The sequence below is a fragment of the Enterobacter cloacae complex sp. S3 genome (genome assembly GCF_014930495.1).
Classification (GTDB): domain Bacteria; phylum Pseudomonadota; class Gammaproteobacteria; order Enterobacterales; family Enterobacteriaceae; genus Enterobacter; species Enterobacter asburiae_B.
In genome coordinates this window covers 50,166-67,878 of sequence record NZ_JADBRD010000034.1, presented here as the reverse complement: position 1 = coordinate 67,878, position 17,713 = coordinate 50,166, and the positions used below count along the sequence as shown (strand labels likewise).

Annotated in this window: 18 protein-coding genes; 11 read left to right on the top strand and 7 right to left on the bottom strand. The window is 56.3% G+C overall.

Annotated features, from left to right (window positions below; all coding sequences use genetic code 11):
- Positions 1–55 precede the first annotated feature (55 nt).
- The 7 genes from IM317_RS19230 to pdxK all read left to right on the top strand — a co-directional run bounded on the left by IM317_RS19230 (position 56) and on the right by pdxK (position 6,800).
- Entirely contained in the window at positions 56–955 is a 900-nt protein-coding gene (locus IM317_RS19230) for a Dyp-type peroxidase (RefSeq protein ID WP_033146154.1), read from the top strand.
- Positions 956–1,127: 172 nt separating this feature from the next.
- A complete protein-coding gene (locus IM317_RS19225; RefSeq protein ID WP_023308734.1) occupies positions 1,128–2,141 on the top strand; it encodes a sulfate ABC transporter substrate-binding protein in 1,014 nt (337 codons plus the stop codon).
- Positions 2,141–2,974 (top strand): sulfate/thiosulfate ABC transporter permease CysT, encoded by an 834-nt coding sequence (gene cysT, locus IM317_RS19220; protein WP_004123378.1) that lies wholly within the window; start codon positions 2,141–2,143, stop codon positions 2,972–2,974. The genes IM317_RS19225 and cysT overlap by 1 nt, the downstream gene beginning before the upstream one ends.
- Entirely contained in the window at positions 2,974–3,849 is an 876-nt protein-coding gene (cysW, locus tag IM317_RS19215) for a sulfate/thiosulfate ABC transporter permease CysW (RefSeq protein WP_023308733.1), read from the top strand. The genes cysT and cysW overlap by 1 nt, the downstream gene beginning before the upstream one ends.
- A complete protein-coding gene (cysA, locus tag IM317_RS19210) occupies positions 3,839–4,933 on the top strand; it encodes a sulfate/thiosulfate ABC transporter ATP-binding protein CysA (protein WP_033146153.1) in 1,095 nt (364 codons plus the stop codon). The genes cysW and cysA overlap by 11 nt, the downstream gene beginning before the upstream one ends.
- Positions 4,934–5,046: 113 nt before the next feature.
- On the top strand, positions 5,047–5,958 hold the full coding sequence (gene cysM / locus IM317_RS19205; protein ID WP_033146152.1) for a cysteine synthase CysM: 912 nt from the start codon (positions 5,047–5,049) through the stop codon (positions 5,956–5,958).
- Between the two features lie 5 nt (positions 5,959–5,963).
- The gene (gene pdxK, locus IM317_RS19200) at positions 5,964–6,800 is read left to right on the top strand and encodes a pyridoxine/pyridoxal/pyridoxamine kinase (protein ID WP_033146151.1); all 837 of its coding nucleotides are present in this window, start codon (positions 5,964–5,966) and stop codon (positions 6,798–6,800) included.
- Between the two features lie 44 nt (positions 6,801–6,844).
- On the opposite strand, the gene crr is transcribed toward pdxK, so the two are convergent.
- From crr to cysZ, 5 genes are all read right to left on the bottom strand, one after another.
- A complete protein-coding gene (gene crr, locus IM317_RS19195; protein ID WP_003861316.1) occupies positions 6,845–7,354 on the bottom strand; it encodes a PTS glucose transporter subunit IIA in 510 nt (169 codons plus the stop codon).
- A 40-nt stretch (positions 7,355–7,394) separates the two neighbouring features.
- Positions 7,395–9,122, bottom strand: a complete 1,728-nt coding sequence (gene ptsI, locus IM317_RS19190) for a phosphoenolpyruvate-protein phosphotransferase PtsI (RefSeq protein ID WP_023332954.1) — start codon at positions 9,120–9,122, stop codon at positions 7,395–7,397.
- A 44-nt stretch (positions 9,123–9,166) separates the two neighbouring features.
- Positions 9,167–9,424, bottom strand: coding sequence for a phosphocarrier protein Hpr (gene ptsH / locus IM317_RS19185; protein WP_000487600.1), 258 nt, complete (start codon positions 9,422–9,424; stop codon positions 9,167–9,169).
- Positions 9,425–9,741: 317 nt separating this feature from the next.
- Positions 9,742–10,713: a cysteine synthase A gene (gene cysK, locus IM317_RS19180; RefSeq protein ID WP_014884739.1), complete on the bottom strand. Its 972-nt coding sequence runs from the start codon at positions 10,711–10,713 to the stop codon at positions 9,742–9,744.
- 163 nt (positions 10,714–10,876) lie between these two features.
- The gene (gene cysZ / locus IM317_RS19175; RefSeq protein WP_033146150.1) at positions 10,877–11,638 is read right to left on the bottom strand and encodes a sulfate transporter CysZ; all 762 of its coding nucleotides are present in this window, start codon (positions 11,636–11,638) and stop codon (positions 10,877–10,879) included.
- A gap of 230 nt (positions 11,639–11,868) precedes the next feature.
- Between cysZ and zipA the strand changes: the two genes are divergently transcribed.
- The 3 genes from zipA to IM317_RS19160 all read left to right on the top strand — a co-directional run bounded on the left by zipA (position 11,869) and on the right by IM317_RS19160 (position 15,154).
- Positions 11,869–12,852 (top strand): cell division protein ZipA, encoded by a 984-nt coding sequence (gene zipA / locus IM317_RS19170; RefSeq protein ID WP_033146149.1) that lies wholly within the window; start codon positions 11,869–11,871, stop codon positions 12,850–12,852.
- A gap of 69 nt (positions 12,853–12,921) precedes the next feature.
- Positions 12,922–14,937 (top strand): NAD-dependent DNA ligase LigA, encoded by a 2,016-nt coding sequence (gene ligA / locus IM317_RS19165; protein WP_033146148.1) that lies wholly within the window; start codon positions 12,922–12,924, stop codon positions 14,935–14,937.
- Between the two features lies 1 nt (position 14,938).
- Positions 14,939–15,154: a DUF3820 family protein gene (locus IM317_RS19160; RefSeq protein ID WP_003861328.1), complete on the top strand. Its 216-nt coding sequence runs from the start codon at positions 14,939–14,941 to the stop codon at positions 15,152–15,154.
- Here IM317_RS19160 and IM317_RS19155 read toward each other — a convergent pair.
- The gene (locus tag IM317_RS19155; protein WP_033146147.1) at positions 15,151–16,146 is read right to left on the bottom strand and encodes a bile acid:sodium symporter family protein; all 996 of its coding nucleotides are present in this window, start codon (positions 16,144–16,146) and stop codon (positions 15,151–15,153) included. The genes IM317_RS19160 and IM317_RS19155 overlap by 4 nt on opposite strands.
- 89 nt (positions 16,147–16,235) lie before the next feature.
- Here IM317_RS19155 and IM317_RS19150 point away from each other — a divergent pair, with 89 nt between their 5' ends.
- Positions 16,236–17,171: a LysR family transcriptional regulator gene (locus IM317_RS19150; protein WP_033146568.1), complete on the top strand. Its 936-nt coding sequence runs from the start codon at positions 16,236–16,238 to the stop codon at positions 17,169–17,171.
- Here IM317_RS19150 and IM317_RS19145 read toward each other — a convergent pair.
- Complete coding sequence (locus tag IM317_RS19145; protein WP_033146146.1) at positions 17,168–17,506, bottom strand: FlxA-like family protein; 339 nt, start codon at positions 17,504–17,506, stop codon at positions 17,168–17,170. The genes IM317_RS19150 and IM317_RS19145 overlap by 4 nt on opposite strands.
- Positions 17,507–17,713: the final 207 nt, after the last annotated feature.

Below are 17,713 nucleotides of genomic sequence, written 5' to 3'. Positions count from 1 at the left end.
ATAATAGCCGCCATCAATGCCACGCTGACGTGGCATCTTTATTTCAGGAGGAGCGATGTCTCAGGTTCAGAGTGGCATTTTGCCAGAACATTGCCGCGCGGCGATTTGGATTGAAGCCAATGTTAAAGGGGACGTGGATGCCCTGCGTGCGGCCGGTAAAGCGTTTGTTGATAAGCTGGCCACCTTCCAGGCCAAATTCCCGGAAGCGCACCTCGGCGCCGTTGTTGCCTTTGGCAATAACGTCTGGCGTCAGCTGAGCGGTGGCGAAGGGGCGGAAGAGCTAAAAGACTTCATCCCTTACGGCAAAGGTCTGGCTCCGGCAACCCAGTACGACGTGCTGATCCACATTCTCTCCCTGCGTCACGACGTGAACTTCTCCGTTGCCCAGGCGGCAGTAGCGGCCTTTGGCGACAGCATTGAGGTGCAGGAAGAGGTTCACGGCTTCCGCTGGGTGGAAGAGCGCGATCTGAGCGGCTTCGTCGACGGCACCGAAAACCCGGCGGGTGAAGAGACGCGTCGTGAAGTCGCGGTAATCAAAGACGGCGTGGACGCGGGCGGCAGCTACGTGTTCGTGCAGCGCTGGGAGCACAACCTCAAGCAGCTTAACCGCATGAGCGTGCACGACCAGGAGATGATGATTGGCCGCACTAAAGAAGCCAACGAAGAGATCGACGGCGACGACCGTCCTGTAACCTCTCACCTGACCCGCGTTGACCTCAAAGAAGACGGCAAAGGGCTGAAGATTGTCCGCCAGAGCCTGCCTTACGGCACGGCAAGCGGCACGCACGGCCTCTACTTCTGCGCGTACTGCGCGCGCCTGTATAACATTGAGCAGCAGCTGCTGAGCATGTTCGGTGATACCGACGGCAAGCGCGACGCCATGCTGCGCTTCACCAAACCGGTGACCGGCGGCTACTACTTTGCGCCGTCCGTTGAGCGCCTGCTGGCGCTGTAATGACCTTTCTCCCTCTCCCTGCGGGAGAGGGCTGGGGTGAGGGCATCAGGCCTCCCCCTTATTCCCTTTTCTGCTTCTAAATCACCAAACGGTATATAAAACCGTTACTCCTTTCATCCCCGTTATAAATATTATGACTATAAGATAGTCATCACATTTATAAGGGTGCGCAATGGCCGTTACTGTACTGAAAAAAGGAACTCTGGCGCTGGCAGGTTTACTGCTGGTGGCACAGGCGCAGGCGACTGAACTGTTAAACAGTTCGTATGACGTCTCCCGCGAGCTGTTTGCCGCCCTTAATCCACCGTTTGAACAGCAGTGGGCGAAAGATAATAACGGCGACAAGCTGACCATCAAGCAGTCCCACGCCGGGTCGTCCAAGCAGGCGCTGGCGATTTTGCAGGGCCTGAAAGCGGATGTGGTGACCTACAACCAGGTGACTGACGTGCAGATCCTGCACGACAAAGGCAAGCTGATCCCGGCAGACTGGCAGAGCCGACTGCCGAACAATAGCTCCCCGTTCTATTCCACCATGGGCTTCCTGGTGCGTAAGGGTAACCCGAAGAATATCCACGACTGGAGCGACCTGGTGCGTTCCGACGTGAAGCTGATTTTCCCGAATCCAAAAACTTCCGGTAACGCGCGTTATACCTATTTAGCCGCGTGGGGCGCGGCGGACAAGGCTGACGGTAACGATAAAGCCAAAACCGAGCAGTTCATGACCCAGTTCCTGAAAAACGTCGAAGTGTTTGATACCGGCGGCCGCGGGGCGACAACGACCTTCGCGGAACGCGGTCTCGGCGATGTTCTGATCAGCTTTGAATCGGAAGTGAATAACATCCGCAAACAGTACGAAGCGCAGGGCTTCGAGGTCGTTATCCCGAAAACCAACATCCTGGCCGAGTTCCCGGTGGCGTGGGTGGATAAAAACGTGCAGGCAAACGGTACCGAGAAAGCGGCAAAAGCCTATCTCAACTACCTGTACAGCCCGCAGGCGCAGACCATCATTACCGATTACTACTACCGCGTGAATAACCCGGACGTAATGAACAAGCTGAAAGATAAGTTCCCGCAGACCGATTTGTTCCGCGTGGAAGATCATTTCGGCTCCTGGCCTGATGTGATGAAAACGCATTTTGCCAGCGGCGGTGAGTTAGACAAACTGCTGGCGGCGGGGCATAAGTAATGTTTGCAGTTTCGACAAAACGCGTGCTGCCGGGCTTTACCTTAAGCCTCGGGACCAGCCTGCTGTTCGTCTGCCTGATCCTGCTGTTGCCGCTCAGCGCGCTGGTGATGCAGCTTGCTCAGATGAGCTGGGCGCAGTACTGGGACGTGGTCACCAACCCGCAGGTGGTGGCGGCCTATAAGGTGACGCTGCTGTCGGCGTTTGTCGCCTCCATTTTTAACGGCGTGTTTGGCCTGCTGATGGCGTGGATCTTAACCCGCTATCGCTTCCCGGGCCGCACGCTGCTTGACGCCCTGATGGATCTGCCGTTTGCGCTGCCGACGGCAGTGGCGGGCTTAACCCTCGCGTCGCTCTTCTCCGTGAACGGGCTGTACGGCGAGTGGCTGGCGAAATTTGACATCAAAGTGACCTACACCTGGCTCGGTATCGCGGTGGCGATGGCCTTTACCAGCATCCCGTTTGTGGTCCGTACCGTGCAGCCGGTGCTGGAAGAGTTGGGTCCGGAATACGAAGAAGCGGCGGAAACGCTGGGTGCCACGCGCTGGCAGAGCTTCCGCAAGGTGGTTCTGCCGGAGCTCTCTCCGGCGCTGATGGCGGGCGTCGCGCTGTCGTTTACCCGCAGCCTCGGTGAGTTTGGCGCGGTGATTTTTATCGCCGGGAACATCGCCTGGAAAACAGAAGTCACCTCGCTGATGATTTTCATCCGTTTGCAGGAGTTTGATTATCCGGCGGCGAGCGCGATTGCCTCGGTGATCCTGGCAGCCTCGCTGCTGCTGCTGTACTCGATTAACACTCTGCAAAGTCGCTTTGGTCGACGTGTGGTAGGTCACTGATGGCGGAAGTTACGCAATTGAAGCGATACGATGCACCCCGCATTAACTGGGGTAAATGGTTTCTGATTGGGGCGGGCGTGCTGGTTTCCGCCCTCATTCTCGTCGTGCCGACGGTTTATATCTTCGTTCAGGCATTCAGCAAGGGCCTGATGCCCGCGCTGGAAAACCTGGCGAACCCGGATATGCTGCATGCCATCTGGCTGACCGTGCTGATTGCGCTGATCACCGTGCCGGTGAACCTCGTGTTCGGGACCCTGCTGGCCTGGCTGGTAACCCGCTTTAACTTCCCGGGACGTCAGCTGCTGCTGACCCTGCTGGACATTCCTTTCGCCGTATCGCCGGTGGTGGCGGGTCTGGTGTACCTGCTCTTTTACGGCTCCAACGGCCCGTTGGGCGGCTGGCTGGACGAGCATAACCTGCAGATCATGTTCGCCTGGCCGGGCATGGTGCTGGTCACCATCTTCGTGACCTGTCCGTTTGTGGTGCGTGAGCTGGTGCCGGTGATGTTAAGCCAGGGGAGCAACGAAGACGAAGCGGCGGTGCTGCTGGGCGCGTCTGGCTGGCAGATGTTCCGTCGCGTGACGCTGCCAAATATCCGCTGGGCGCTGCTTTACGGCGTGGTGCTGACCAACGCCCGCGCGATTGGTGAGTTCGGTGCCGTTTCCGTCGTCTCCGGCTCCATCCGGGGTGAAACCCTGTCGCTGCCGCTCCAGATTGAGCTGCTGCAGCAGGACTACAACACCATCGGCTCGTTTACTGCCGCAGCGTTGCTGACGCTGATGGCCATCTTGACCCTGTTTTTGAAGAGTGTGGTGCAGTGGCGTTTAGAAAATCAGGAAAAACGTCAGCATCAGGAGGGAAATCATGAGCATTGAGATTGCCAATATTAAGAAGTCTTTTGGTCGCACCCAGGTGCTGAATGATATCTCGCTGGATATCCCTTCCGGACAAATGGTGGCGCTGCTGGGGCCGTCCGGCTCGGGCAAAACCACGCTGCTGCGTATTATCGCCGGGCTTGAGCATCAGACCAGCGGGCACATCCGCTTCCACGGCACCGACGTGAGCCGCCTGCACGCCCGCGATCGTAAAGTAGGCTTTGTGTTCCAGCACTACGCGCTGTTCCGCCACATGACCGTGTTCGACAACATCGCGTTTGGCCTGACCGTGCTGCCGCGTCGCGAACGCCCGGATGCGGCAACCATTAAGTCGAAAGTGACCAAACTGCTGGAGATGGTGCAGCTGGCTCACCTGGCGGATCGTTTCCCGGCCCAGCTGTCCGGCGGACAGAAACAGCGCGTGGCGCTGGCGCGCGCGCTGGCCGTTGAGCCGCAAATTCTGCTGCTGGATGAACCCTTCGGCGCGCTGGATGCGCAGGTGCGTAAAGAGCTGCGCCGCTGGCTGCGCCAGCTGCATGAAGAGCTGAAGTTCACCAGCGTCTTCGTGACCCACGATCAGGAAGAGGCGATGGAAGTCGCGGACCGTGTCGTCGTCATGAGCCAGGGCAACATTGAGCAGGTTGACGAGCCGGAGCAGCTCTGGCGTGAACCGGCGACCCGCTTCGTGCTGGAGTTTATGGGCGAGGTAAACCGTCTGCAGGGCACTATTCGCGGCGGACAGTTCCACGTTGGCGCGCATCGCTGGCCGCTGGGCTATACCTCCGCGCATCAGGGGCCGGTCGATCTGTTCCTGCGTCCGTGGGAAGTGGACGTGAGCCGCCGAACCAGCCTGGATTCACCGCTGCCGGTGCAGGTGCTGGAAGCTAGCCCTAAAGGTCACTACACCCAATTGGTGGTACAGCCGCTGGGCTGGTATACCGAGCCGCTGACCGTGGTCATGCGCGACGACGTGCCGCCGCACCGGGGTGAGCGCCTGTTTGTTGGTTTGCAGCACGCCCGTATTTATCACGGGAAGGAGCGCATCGAGACGCGCGAGGATATTGCTCTGGCGGAGTCAGCCTGATAGGTTAGGATTACGTAGTTTTGCCGGGTGGCGCTGCGCTTACCCGGCCTACAATATGACGTCTGTAGGCCCGGTAAGCTAAGCGCCACCGGGCTTTTTATTGGACAGCGATCATGAATACATTAGAACACACCATCGGTAACACTCCTCTGGTCAAGCTTCAGCGCATGGGTCCGGACAACGGCAGTGAAATCTGGGTCAAACTGGAAGGCAATAACCCGGCGGGGTCGGTGAAAGACCGCGCGGCGCTGTCGATGATTGTCCAGGCCGAAAAACGCGGAGAAATTAAGCCAGGCGACGTGCTGATTGAGGCCACCAGCGGCAACACCGGTATCGCCCTGGCGATGATCGCCGCGCTGAAAGGCTACCGCATGAAGCTGTTGATGCCGGACAACATGAGCCAGGAGCGCCGCGCCGCGATGCGTGCCTACGGGGCCGAGCTGATTCTGGTGACCAAAGAGCAGGGAATGGAAGGCGCGCGCGACTTAGCGCTGGAGATGGCCGGACGCGGTGAAGGTAAACTGCTGGATCAGTTCAACAATCCGGACAACCCGTACGCGCACTACACCACCACCGGCCCGGAAATCTGGCAGCAAACCGACGGGCGTATCACCCATTTTGTCTCCAGCATGGGCACCACCGGTACCATTACCGGGGTATCGCGTTTTCTGCGCGAGCAGGAAAAAGCCGTCACCATCGTTGGCCTCCAGCCGGAAGAGGGGAGCAGCATTCCGGGGATTCGCCGCTGGCCGGCGGAGTATATGCCCGGCATCTTTAATGCGCAGCTGGTGGACCTGGTGCTGGATCTTCACCAGCGCGAGGCGGAAAATACCATGCGTGAGCTGGCCGTGCGCGAAGGTATCTTCTGCGGCGTCAGCTCGGGCGGCGCGGTAGCGGGTGCGATTCGGGTAGCGCAGGCAAACCCGGGGGCGGTAGTGGTGGCGATTATTTGCGATCGCGGCGATCGCTATCTGTCTACCGGCGTCTTTGGTGAAGAGAGTTATTCGCAGGGGGCGGGGATTTAAGCGTCATGGAGATGATTCTATTCCGGGATAACACCCGGGCGCAGCAAACCGACATTGTCGCCGTGCAGTCGCAGGTGGTTTACGGCAGCGTGGGGAACAGCATTGCGGTACCGAATATTCGTACCCACAGGCTGAACGTTACCGCCGTGCCGACGGTTCTGTTTAGCAACACGCCGCATTACGACACGTTTTATGGTGGGGTGATCCCCGACGAGTGGTTCAGCGGCTATCTTAAGGCACTGGAAGAACGCGAGATCCTGCGCGAGCTTAAAGCGGTCACCACCGGCTATATGGGCAGCGCCAGCCAGATCGTCCTGCTGGCTCAATGGCTGAAGGCAGTCAAAGCGCAGCATCCTGACCTGCTGGTGCTGGTCGACCCGGTTATCGGCGATATCGACAGCGGAATGTACGTCAAGCCCGAGATCCCGCAGGCGTATCGGGAACACCTGCTGCCGCTGGCGCAGGGGATTACGCCAAACGTCTATGAGCTGGAAGTGTTAAGCGGCAAACCGTGCCGTACGCCGGAAAGCGCCATCGCGGCGGCGCAGGGACTGCTCTCTGATAGCCTGAAATGGGTGGCGATCACCAGCGCGCCGGTGACCGATGACCCGGAAAACATCCACGTGGTGCTGGTGACGAATGAAGGCGTGACCGTCAGCGCGCATCCGCGCGTAGAAACCGATCTGAAAGGGACGGGCGACCTGTTCTGTTCAGAGCTGGTGAGCGGAATTGTTGAGGGGAAAACCGTTGCCGATGCCATTCGCATGGCCGGCGATCGGGTGACTGACGTGATGCTCTATACCCAGTCGAAGGGCTACGACGAGCTTATCCTACCGGCATAAACAAAAATGGCGCCCGAAGGCGCCATTTTTCTGTGCGGCAAGAATTACTTCTTGATGCGGATAACCGGAGTTTCACCCACGGTGACGCTGCCAGACAGTTTGATCAGTTCTTTGATTTCGTCCATGTTGGAGATAACAACCGGCGTCAGGGTAGACTTGGCTTTTTCTTCCAGCAGTGGCAGATCGAATTCAATTACCGGGTCGCCAACTTTAACACGCTGGCCTTCTTCCGCGATACGTTTGAAGCCTTCGCCTTTCAGTTCAACGGTATCGATACCGAAGTGAACGAACAGTTCGATACCGCTATCAGATTCGATAGAGAACGCATGGTTGGTTTCAAAAATTTTACCGATGGTGCCGTCAACTGGAGCAACCATTTTGTTGCCAGTTGGTTTGATAGCAATGCCATCACCAACGATTTTCTCAGCAAACACTACATCCGGCACGTCTTCGATGTTGACGATCTCGCCGGAGAGCGGAGCAACAATCTCAATAGTTCCGGAGTCTTTCTTATCATCAGAAACCAGAGATTTCAGTTTATCGAACAAACCCATGATCTTCTCCTAAGCAGTAATTTGGGCCGCATCTCGTGGATTAGCAGATTGTTTTTTCTTCAATGAACTTGTTAACCAGCGTCATTAACTCGTCCGTTGTCGGTTGAGCAAGAGCCTGCTCTGCTAACACCTTCGCATCTTCGAAGTTCGTGTTACGGATAATCTTCTTAATGCGCGGGATGGAAATGGCGCTCATAGAGAATTCGTCCAGACCCATACCCAGCAACAGAAGTGTAGCACGTTCGTCGCCTGCAAGCTCACCACACATGCCAGTCCATTTACCTTCTGCATGAGAAGCATCAATAACTTGCTTGATCAAGTTCAGTACGGACGGTGACATTGGCTGGTAGAGATGTGAAATCATATCATTACCACGGTCAACTGCCAGGGTGTACTGCGTTAAATCATTGGTGCCGATACTAAAGAAATCAACTTCTTTGGCTAAATGACGCGCAATGGTCGCCGCCGCAGGTGTTTCCACCATCACGCCGATCTCGATTGACTCGTCAAACGCTTTACCTTCGTCGCGCAGTTCCTGTTTGTAGATTTCGATCTCTTTCTTCAGTGCACGCACTTCTTCAACAGAGATGATCATCGGGAACATGATGCGCAGTTTACCGAAAGCAGAGGCACGCAGGATCGCGCGAACCTGGTCACGCAGGATCTCTTTACGATCCATCGCGATACGGATTGCACGCCAGCCCAGGAACGGGTTCTCTTCTTTCGGGAAGTTCATGTACGGCAGCTCTTTGTCGCCGCCGATGTCCATGGTACGGACGATAACCGCCTGAGAGCCACACGCTTCAGCTACGGCTTTATAGGCAGCAAACTGCTCTTCTTCCGTTGGCAGCGCGTCGCGGTCCATGAACAGGAATTCTGTACGATAGAGACCTACGCCTTCCGCACCGTTGCGCTCAGCGCCATCAACGTCGCGGACGGTACCGATGTTTGCGCACACTTCTACCTGATGGCCGTCCAGGGTGATGGCTGGCAGGTCTTTCAGCTTAGCGAGTTCCGCTTTTTCAGTCGCAACCTGCTCCTGAACCGCGCGCAGTTTATCGATCTCTTCATTGGTTGGGTTGACGTAAACCAGATTGTTTACGGCATCCAGAATCAGATAGTCGCCGTTTTTCACCTGAGAGGTGACGCTACCGGTACCCACGATGGCAGGCAGTTCCAGAGAGCGCGCCATGATAGAGGTGTGCGAGGTACGGCCACCCGCGTCGGTGATGAAACCGAGGACCTTTTTCAGGTTTAGCTGTGCGGTTTCAGACGGGGTGAGGTCAGCGGCAACCAGGATAACTTCATCCTGAATCGCGCTCAGATCGATGATGGCCAGACCCAGGATGTTGCGCAGCAGGCGCTTACCGATGTCACGTACGTCAGCCGCACGCTCTTTCAGGTATTCATCATCCAGTTCTTCCAGGGCAGTTGCCTGACCTTCGATAACTTCATGCGCAGCCGCGTCGGCCGTCATGCCTTTATCTTTAATCAGGGCTATGATTTCCTGCTCCAGCTCCTCATCTTCGAGCAGCATGATGTGCCCTTCGAAGATGGCTTCTTTTTCTTCACCGAAAGTTTCGCCAGCTTTAGTTTTGATTGCTTCCAGTTGCGCAGATGCCTTGGCACGACCGCTCAGAAAACGTTCAACTTCCTGATCAACCTTGTCGGCAGAAATTTTTTTCCGGTCGATGACGATCTCGTCTTCTTTCAGCAGCAGTGCTTTGCCGAAAGCGATACCCGGGGATGCTAAAATGCCTGAAATCATAACCCTACCTTACTTGTGACTGATATTTAAAAGAACCCGGAAACTTACTCGAGCTCAGCCATCAGTTTTACCAGATGCTCAACTGCTTTCTGCTCGTCTTCACCTTCTGCAGAGATGGTGACAACGGTGCCCTGAGTCAGGCCCAGAGTCTGCAGTTTGAACAGGCTTTTTGCGCTCGCGCTTTTGCCGTTGGAAGTCACAGTGATTTCAGAAGTGAAGCCTTTTGCTTCTTTAACAAACTGAGCAGCAGGGCGGGTGTGCAGACCGTTCGGAGCGGTAATGGTAACTTCTTGCTGGAACATTGTATTTCCCCAACTTATAGGTTTAGTGTTGTGGAACTAAAGTCTAGCCTGGCGACTGAACTTTAGCCTGTATTGTTAGCGCTGACGTTTCGATCGTCATTAAACATTATGCAGCGAAAGCAAGACTTGAACCAAATCATAAAATCGATTCAGCAAGGCTATTTCATTCACCGATTAATTTCACGCATCAAAATAATTGCTGGTTTAAATACCAGACCCAACGGGGTGAAGCAATGCCAGGAGGGGCAAAAGTTTGAAGCAGGCCACAAAAAAGCACCTGAAAAGGTGCTTTTTTACGCGTTATTAACATGCTGGCACTACTGTTGCAGTTCTTTTTCGGTAAACAGATCGGCAAACAGTGCGGTGCTCAAGTAACGCTCGCCCGAAGAAGGAAGGATAACCACAATATTCTTGTTGGTAAAGGCTTCATCTTCCTGAAGCTTGAGCGCTGCCGCAACGGCTGCACCGGAAGAGATACCCGCCAGAATGCCTTCTTCATCCATCAGGCGACGCGCGGTAGAAATGGCTTCTTCGTTAGTGATAGTCACCACTTTATCGATCAGCTTCAGATCCAGGTTGCCCGGAATGAAGCCTGCGCCAATACCCTGAATTTTATGTGGGCCTGGCTTAAGCTCTTCACCCGCCAGTGCCTGGGTGATAACCGGTGAGTCAGTTGGCTCAACGGCAACGGTGATCAGGTCTTTTTTACCCTTTGTGCCTTTAATATAGCGTGACACGCCGGTCAGCGTACCGCCGGTACCTACGCCGGAGATAAAGACGTCAACCTGGCCGTCGGTATCTTCCCAGATTTCCGGACCGGTGGTCTTCTCGTGAATTTCCGGGTTAGCCGGGTTGCTGAACTGCTGCAGCAGCAGATATTTCGCCGGATCGCTGGCCACAATCTCTTCAGCTTTCTGAATGGCGCCCTTCATGCCCTTCGCGCCTTCGGTCAGCACCAGGTTCGCGCCCAGCGCTTTGAGCAGCTTACGACGCTCAATGCTCATGGTTTCTGGCATGGTCAGCGTCAGCTTGTAGCCACGCGCGGCGGCCACATAGGCCAGAGCGATACCGGTGTTACCGCTGGTCGGTTCCACCAGCTCAACGCCAGGCTTCAGTACGCCACGTTTTTCAGCATCCCAAATCATGTTTGCACCGATACGGCATTTTACGCTGAAGCTCGGGTTACGTGATTCGACCTTCGCCAGAATGCGTCCATTACCGATACGGTTCAGTCGAACCAGGGGCGTATGACCGATAGTCAGCGAGTTGTCTTCATAAATCTTACTCATGGCCTGTCCTTAACTGTATGAAATTGGGATACCGACCCAGCATACCTGTTGAGCAGGTAGGGGGAAGTAAGGAATTCGCATATCTATATACTGCAAGGAAATAATGGGGATCAGTATGGAATAAGGGGCGGCATAAGCCACCCCTGCTTTACACATTTTTGCATTATTTCCATAACGCGTGCTTAGCACGGTAGCAGTCGACCCACATCGCCGTCGCGCCGCAGACGGCGACGGGCATGATGAACAGATTCAGGAAGGGAATCATGGTGAACAGGCTGGTCAGCGCACCAAACTGCATATTGGCGACCTTCTGGCTGCGCAGGGCGGTGCGCATCTCTTTAAACGGCACCTTGTGGTTATCGAACGGATAGTCGCAGTACTGGATGGCCAGCATCCAGGCGCTGAACAGGAACCACAGCACCGGCGCCACCGTCTGGCCAATGCCTGGCACAAAATAGAGGATAAGCAGCACGACCGCGCGGGGCAGGTACCAGGCAAACTTCTGCCACTCGCGCTTCATGATGCGTGGCAGGTCTTTCATGATCCCCAGCACGCCCGTGTCCGGTGGCGTCGCACCGGTAAGCCGCGCTTCCAGCTGTTCCGCCAGCAGACCGTTAAACGGTGCGGCTATCCAGTTGGCAATTGTCGAAAAGAAGTACCCAAACACCAGCAGCACAGAGATCACCGCCACCGGCCAGAGCAGGTAGTTAAGCCACTGCAGCCAGTCCGGAACGTAACTCATCAGCGACGGGATCCAGCTCTCCAGCTTTGCGAATAGCCACCAGAACGCGCCGCCCATCAGAATAATGTTGATCAACAACGGCAGAATCACGAAGCGTCGAATCCCCGGCAGGGAGACCAGTTTCCAGCCCTGAGAAAAATACCAGACGCCGCTTCGCGGGGGAGAAGAAGATGTTGAAACCATAGCCAGGCTGTACTCCTTTTTACACAACCAGTGGAATTGCCCGCCTATATTATCCACTTACGGAGCAATGACCAGTTCGGAAATGTTCGAAAAACCAGCAAAAAGCACGATTTCCTTCATCTTTATGCTGTGAATGCTCTGCACACACTTGCACTTGACGTAAACGGCAAATACTCTTAGTGAGTAAATGTTTGCCGTGGTGGCAAGGTGTTAGAACAACAGAGAATATAATGATGCAGGATTTGCGTCTGATATTAATCATTGTTGGCGCGATCGCCATAATCGCTTTACTGGTACATGGTTTCTGGACCAGCCGTAAAGAGCGTTCCTCGATGTTTCGCGATCGCCCACTGAAGCGCATGAAGTCCAGTCGTGACGACGATGACAGTGAAGATGACATCGACGGCAGCGATGACGACGGCGTGGGTGAAGTTCGTGTTCATCGGGTCAATACTGCGCCCGGCGCAGGCCATGGGGAGCATGAAGCGCCTCGTCCTTCGCAGCACCAGTATCAACCGCCGTATGCTTCCGCACAGCCGCGCCAGCCAGCGCCGCAGCCTGTGGAAGAACCGGTGCGCCAGCCGCCGCAACAGCCTGTCTATCAGCAGCCTGCTGCGCCACAGCCGGTTCAACAGCAACCGGTGCAGCAGCCCGTGCAGCAACAGCCTGCTCAGCCGGTACAACAACCGCAGCAGCCTGCTCACGTACAGCCTGCGCCTCAGCCTGCTCCGGCTCTACACGTTGAGCCTGAGCCCGTTGTAGAACCAGAGCCGGTTGTTGAAAAACCGCAGCGTAAAGAAGCGGTGATCATCATGAACGTGGCCGCGCATCACGGCAGCCATCTTAACGGTGACGTGCTGCTCAACAGTATTCAACAGGCAGGATTCAAGTTTGGCGATATGAACATTTTCCATCGCCATCTGAGCCCTGACGGTAGCGGTCCGGCGCTGTTCAGCCTGGCCAACATGGTTAACCCTGGCACCTTTGATCCGGAAATGACCGGTGATTTCGTGACCCCGGGCGTCACTATCTTTATGCAGGTGCCTTCTTACGGCGACGAACTGCAAAACTTTAAGCTGATGCTGCAGTCCGCTCAGCACATCGCTGACGAAGTCGGCGGCGTGGTGCTCGACGATCAGCGTCGAATGATGACCCCGCAGAAGCTGCGCGAGTATCAGGACCGCATCCGCGAAGTTAAGGAAGCTAACGCGTAATCGTCGCGTTTACTTCAACTCCTCCTCAACCCCCGCCTGTCGGGGGTTTTTTCTCATTGATGGTGTGATATGGACTCAATCGAACAACAACTCACTGAACTGCGAACCACGCTTCGCCATCATGAATACCTCTATCATGTTATGGACGCGCCGGAAGTCCCGGATGCGGAATATGACCGCCTGATGCGCGAACTGCGCGAATTAGAGGCGCAGCATCCGGAGCTTATCACGCCTGATTCCCCTACCCAGCGCGTCGGCGCTGAGCCGCTGGGCGCTTTCAGCCAGGTGCGCCATGAGGTGCCGATGCTGTCGCTGGATAACGTATTTGATGAAGAGAGCTTCCTCGCGTTTAACAAGCGCGTGCAGGATCGTCTGAAAAGCAGCGACTCCCTCACCTGGTGCTGCGAGCTCAAGCTGGATGGCCTGGCGGTCAGTCTTCTCTACGAAAACGGCGTGCTGGTGCGTGCCGCAACGCGTGGCGACGGTACGACGGGCGAAGACATCACCACCAACGTGCGTACCATCCGCGCGATCCCGCTGAAGCTGCAGGGTGACAACATTCCCGCGCGTCTGGAAGTGCGCGGCGAGGTGTTCCTGCCCCAGGCGGGCTTCGAGAAAATTAACGACGAGGCGCGTCGCACCGGCGGGAAGGTGTTTGCTAACCCGCGTAATGCGGCGGCAGGCTCTCTGCGCCAGCTTGACCCGCGTATTACCGCGAAGCGACCGCTTACTTTCTTCTGCTACGGCGTCGGTATTCTGGAGGGCGGCGAGCTGCCGGATACGCACCTCGGACGCCTGCTGCAGTTTAAAGCGTGGGGCCTGCCGGTGAGCAACCGCGTTCAGCTCTGCGACTCGCCGGAAGCGGTGCTGGCGTTCTACCACAAGGTGGAAGAGGACCGTCCGACGCTCGGGTTTGATATTGATGGCGTTGTCATCAAGGTGAATTCACTGGCGCTGCAGGAGCAGCTGGGCTTTGTGGCGCGCGCGCCGCGCTGGGCGGTGGCGTTTAAGTTCCCTGCTCAGGAGCAGATGACCGTCGTTCGCGATGTGGAGTTCCAGGTTGGCCGTACGGGGGCGATTACCCCGGTAGCCCGTCTGGAGCCCGTGCAGGTTGCGGGCGTGCTGGTGAGTAATGCCACGTTGCATAACGCCGATGAAATCGAACGCCTCGGCCTGCGCATTGGTGACAAAGTGGTGATTCGCCGCGCGGGCGACGTTATCCCGCAGGTGGTTAACGTCGTGGAGTCGGAACGTCCTGCCGATACGCGCGAGATCGTCTTCCCGACCCACTGCCCGGTGTGCGGCTCCGACGTTGAGCGTGTGGAAGGTGAAGCGGTGGCGCGCTGTACTGGGGGCTTAATCTGTGGTGCGCAGCGTAAAGAATCGCTGAAGCACTTCGTCTCCCGTCGGGCGATGGACGTCGACGGCATGGGCGACAAGATTATCGATCAGCTGGTTGAGAAAGAGTATGTCCATACGCCAGCGGATCTCTTCAGGCTGACGGCAGGTAAACTGACCGGTCTGGATCGCATGGGGCCAAAGTCAGCCCAGAATGTGGTTAACGCGCTGGAAGCCGCCAAAGAGACGACCTTTGCCCGCTTCCTGTACGCGCTGGGCATTCGTGAAGTGGGTGAGGCGACGGCAGCGGGCCTGGCGGCGTACTTTGGTACGCTGGAGGCGCTGGAAAAGGCAAGCATCGACGAGCTGCAGAAAGTCCCTGACGTAGGCATTGTGGTCGCCACGCACGTCTTTAACTTCTTCGCCGAAGAGAGCAACCGTGAAGTTATCGGCAAGCTGCTGGAAGAGGGCATCAGGTGGCCCGCGCCGGTGGTGGTTAACGCCGAAGAGATCGACAGCCCGTTCGCCGGTAAAACGGTAGTCCTGACCGGCAGCCTGAGCCAGCTTTCACGCGACGATGCGAAAGCGCGCCTGGTGGCGCTGGGGGCCAAAGTGGCGGGCAGCGTGTCGAAGAAAACCGACCTGGTGATCGCCGGGGAAGCGGCGGGTTCGAAGCTGGCAAAAGCCCAGGAGCTCGGCATTGCGGTTATCGATGAAGCGGAAATGATGCGTCTGTTAGGAGAGTAACGTGGAGAAAGAACAGCTCGTTGAAATAGCCAATACGGAGATGCCGTTCGGTAAATACAAGGGCCGCAGGCTGATTGATTTGCCGGAGGAGTATCTGCTGTGGTTTGCCCGTAAGGATGAATTCCCGGCAGGGCGGCTGGGCGAGCTGATGGCTATCACGTTACTGATCAAAACCGAGGGGCTGACCCAGCTGGTTCAGCCCCTGAAACGTCCTTAAGCCTTCGCGGCGCGGGTCTCTTCCTGCGCCAGCTTTTCGGTCTGGCGCTTGTAGCGACGCGCCAGCACCGCGCAGACCATCAGCTGGATCTGGTGGAAAATCATCAGCGGCAGCACCATCATCCCAATCACCGAGGTCGGGAATAGAATATTGGCCATCGGGATACCGTTAGCCAGGCTCTTTTTCGAACCGCAGAACACAATGGTGATTTCATCCGCTTTGCTGAAGCCGCACCTGCGTGCCACAAAGACGTTTACCGCAATCACAATCGCCAGCAGGACGATGCTGACCACCACGATAAACAGCAGCGAACCTGCGCCCACCTTATGCCAGATCCCGTTCACAACCGCTTCACTGAAGGCGGAATAGACCACCAGCAGAATCGACGACTGGTCGGTTTTTGAGATCCATTTCTTGTGCTTAGCCACGAACGCCCCGGTCCATGGACGGGATAGATGCCCCAGGACAAACGGCAGCAGCAGCTGCAGGCAAATTTTTCCAACCTGCTCGAGATTGCCTTCCGCGCCGTGCATGTTCATCAGCAGGCCCACCAGCAGCGGGGAAACGAAAATCCCTAACAGGCTGGATGCCGATGCCGAGCAAACCGCGGCCGCAACGTTTCCTCCGGCGAGAGAGGTAAAGGCAATGGCGGACTGCACGGTAGCCGGCAGAATACAGAGATACAGGAAACCGGTGTAAAGCGCCGGGTCGACGTTTACCGGCGCCCACCAGGCAAACAGCACTCCGAGGATTGGGAACAGAATGAACGTGCTGCACATCACCCAGAGATGCAGCCGCCAGTGGCTACCGCCGGCAATAATCGCTTCGCGCGAGAGCTTTGCGCCGTGCATAAAGAACAGCAGCGCGATGGCGGCTGTCGTCAGCCCTTCAAAAAACGGGACGAAGCCCCCGCGGGCGGGGAAGAACGAGGCCAGTAAAACGGTAACCACCAGGGTGAGCGTAAACGGATCAACAATACGAAATAGTTTCATAATGACTCCTGAAAACAGATGTCGCTATTGTGCTTTTTTCCATTTGAGAAATAAAATTGATTTATTGCATCCATTCATGAATGAAACAGATGAATTATTCCTTACGACAGCTTCGTATTTTCGTCACCGTCGCTCACGCCCGCAGCTTTAGCCGGGCAGGGGAGATGATTGGCCTGAGCCAGTCGGCGGTCAGCCACAGCGTGAAAGAGCTTGAGAATCAGACCGGGGTGAAGTTGCTTGACCGCACAACCCGTGAAGTGGTGCTGACCGAAGCGGGGCAGCAGCTCGCCCTGCGTCTTGAACGATTGCTGGATGAGCTGAACAGCACGCTCAGAGACGTGGGGAGGCTGGGGCAGCAGCTTTCGGGGACCGTGCGCGTCGCGGCCAGTCAGACGATCTCTGCACACCTTATCCCGCAGTGTATTGCCGAGGGAAGTCATCGCTACCCGGACATTGATTTTGTCCTGCATGACAGGCCGCAGCAGTGGGTGCTGGAGAGCATCCGCCAGGGAGATGTGGATTTTGGTATCGTTATCGATCCCGGCCAGGCGAGCGATCTGGCGTGCGAAAGCGTACTTTCCGAGCCCTTTTTGCTGCTCTGCCGTGACGACGACCCGCTGGCCACGTTGCCGGAGGTCAGCTGGCAGTCCCTGACGGGCGCGAACCTGGTTTTACAGGATTATGCCTCGGGCAGCCGTCCGCTGATTGATTCCGCGCTGGTGAATCAGGGTGTAAAGGCAACGATCGTGCAGGAGATTGGTCACCCGGCGACGCTGTTTCCCATGGTGGAAGCCGGCATTGGCATCAGCGTGTTGCCCGCCCTGGCGCTTCCCCTGCCGCAGGGAAGCCGGCTGGCCGTCAAGCGATTAACGCCCGTTGTTGAGCGAAAGCTGATGCTGGTGCGGCGAAAAAATCGCTCACTCTCAGGGGCGGCGCAGGCTATCTGGGAAGTGGTGCGTATCCAGGCACAACGATTAACCGAAGCCCGCATACGCGACCCACTGTTTAACGCATCAGAAGATTAGATGTAAATATCAATCTGATTATTGTCTGAAGGGGTATTCACACCTTCCACTTTGCCCAGCTTTTGCTCCTGCTTCTTCTGGGCTTCTTCGGCCTGCTGGCGCTGCAGCGCGGCGAGCTGTGCCTGCAGCACTTTGAGCTGGGTCTGAATAAGTTCCTGCTGCTTCTTCTTCTCATCGGTGCTGATGGGGCTGTTCGCCAGCTCTTTTAACTGCTGAGTCAGCTTTTTGATCTTGTCGAGAATGCGGGTGATTTGCGTAGCGATATCGTTGCTGCTGGAAGTTCCACTCGCGCCGCTGGTTTGAATCTGTTGGGTTGAAGCCTGAATGGTCGTCATACTTTTTCCTCGCGTTATAAAACAGAGGTATCGGCACTAACGGGATTAGCTTGAGCAAAACTGCCATATCTGGCAGGGAGTTACATCGATACACAATCAGTATTGATGATGCGGTGAAAGTGTACTGGAAGGCGGAAGTAGACAAACTGCAGATAGCAAAAAGGCGCCTTTAGGGCGCCTTTCTACATTGGTGGGTCGTGCAGGATT

What these genes read in the sequence shown, in the direction of transcription:
- IM317_RS19225 (WP_023308734.1), top strand. Translation starts at nt 1,128, where the DNA reads ATGGCCGTTACTGTACTGAAAAAAGGAACTCTGGCGCTGGCAGGTTTA.
- IM317_RS19150 (WP_033146568.1), top strand. Translation starts at nt 16,236, where the DNA reads ATGAATTATTCCTTACGACAGCTTCGTATTTTCGTCACCGTCGCTCAC.
- cysZ (WP_033146150.1), bottom strand. Translation starts at nt 11,638, where the DNA reads ATGGTTTCAACATCTTCTTCTCCCCCGCGAAGCGGCGTCTGGTATTTT.
- pdxK (WP_033146151.1), top strand. Translation starts at nt 5,964, where the DNA reads ATGGAGATGATTCTATTCCGGGATAACACCCGGGCGCAGCAAACCGAC.
- cysM (WP_033146152.1), top strand. Translation starts at nt 5,047, where the DNA reads ATGAATACATTAGAACACACCATCGGTAACACTCCTCTGGTCAAGCTT.
- cysT (WP_004123378.1), top strand. Translation starts at nt 2,141, where the DNA reads ATGTTTGCAGTTTCGACAAAACGCGTGCTGCCGGGCTTTACCTTAAGC.
- cysA (WP_033146153.1), top strand. Translation starts at nt 3,839, where the DNA reads ATGAGCATTGAGATTGCCAATATTAAGAAGTCTTTTGGTCGCACCCAG.
- crr (WP_003861316.1), bottom strand. Translation starts at nt 7,354, where the DNA reads ATGGGTTTGTTCGATAAACTGAAATCTCTGGTTTCTGATGATAAGAAA.
- cysK (WP_014884739.1), bottom strand. Translation starts at nt 10,713, where the DNA reads ATGAGTAAGATTTATGAAGACAACTCGCTGACTATCGGTCATACGCCC.
- IM317_RS19155 (WP_033146147.1), bottom strand. Translation starts at nt 16,146, where the DNA reads ATGAAACTATTTCGTATTGTTGATCCGTTTACGCTCACCCTGGTGGTT.
- IM317_RS19230 (WP_033146154.1), top strand. Translation starts at nt 56, where the DNA reads ATGTCTCAGGTTCAGAGTGGCATTTTGCCAGAACATTGCCGCGCGGCG.
- ligA (WP_033146148.1), top strand. Translation starts at nt 12,922, where the DNA reads ATGGACTCAATCGAACAACAACTCACTGAACTGCGAACCACGCTTCGC.
- ptsI (WP_023332954.1), bottom strand. Translation starts at nt 9,122, where the DNA reads ATGATTTCAGGCATTTTAGCATCCCCGGGTATCGCTTTCGGCAAAGCA.
- IM317_RS19145 (WP_033146146.1), bottom strand. Translation starts at nt 17,506, where the DNA reads ATGACGACCATTCAGGCTTCAACCCAACAGATTCAAACCAGCGGCGCG.
- zipA (WP_033146149.1), top strand. Translation starts at nt 11,869, where the DNA reads ATGATGCAGGATTTGCGTCTGATATTAATCATTGTTGGCGCGATCGCC.
- ptsH (WP_000487600.1), bottom strand. Translation starts at nt 9,424, where the DNA reads ATGTTCCAGCAAGAAGTTACCATTACCGCTCCGAACGGTCTGCACACC.
- cysW (WP_023308733.1), top strand. Translation starts at nt 2,974, where the DNA reads ATGGCGGAAGTTACGCAATTGAAGCGATACGATGCACCCCGCATTAAC.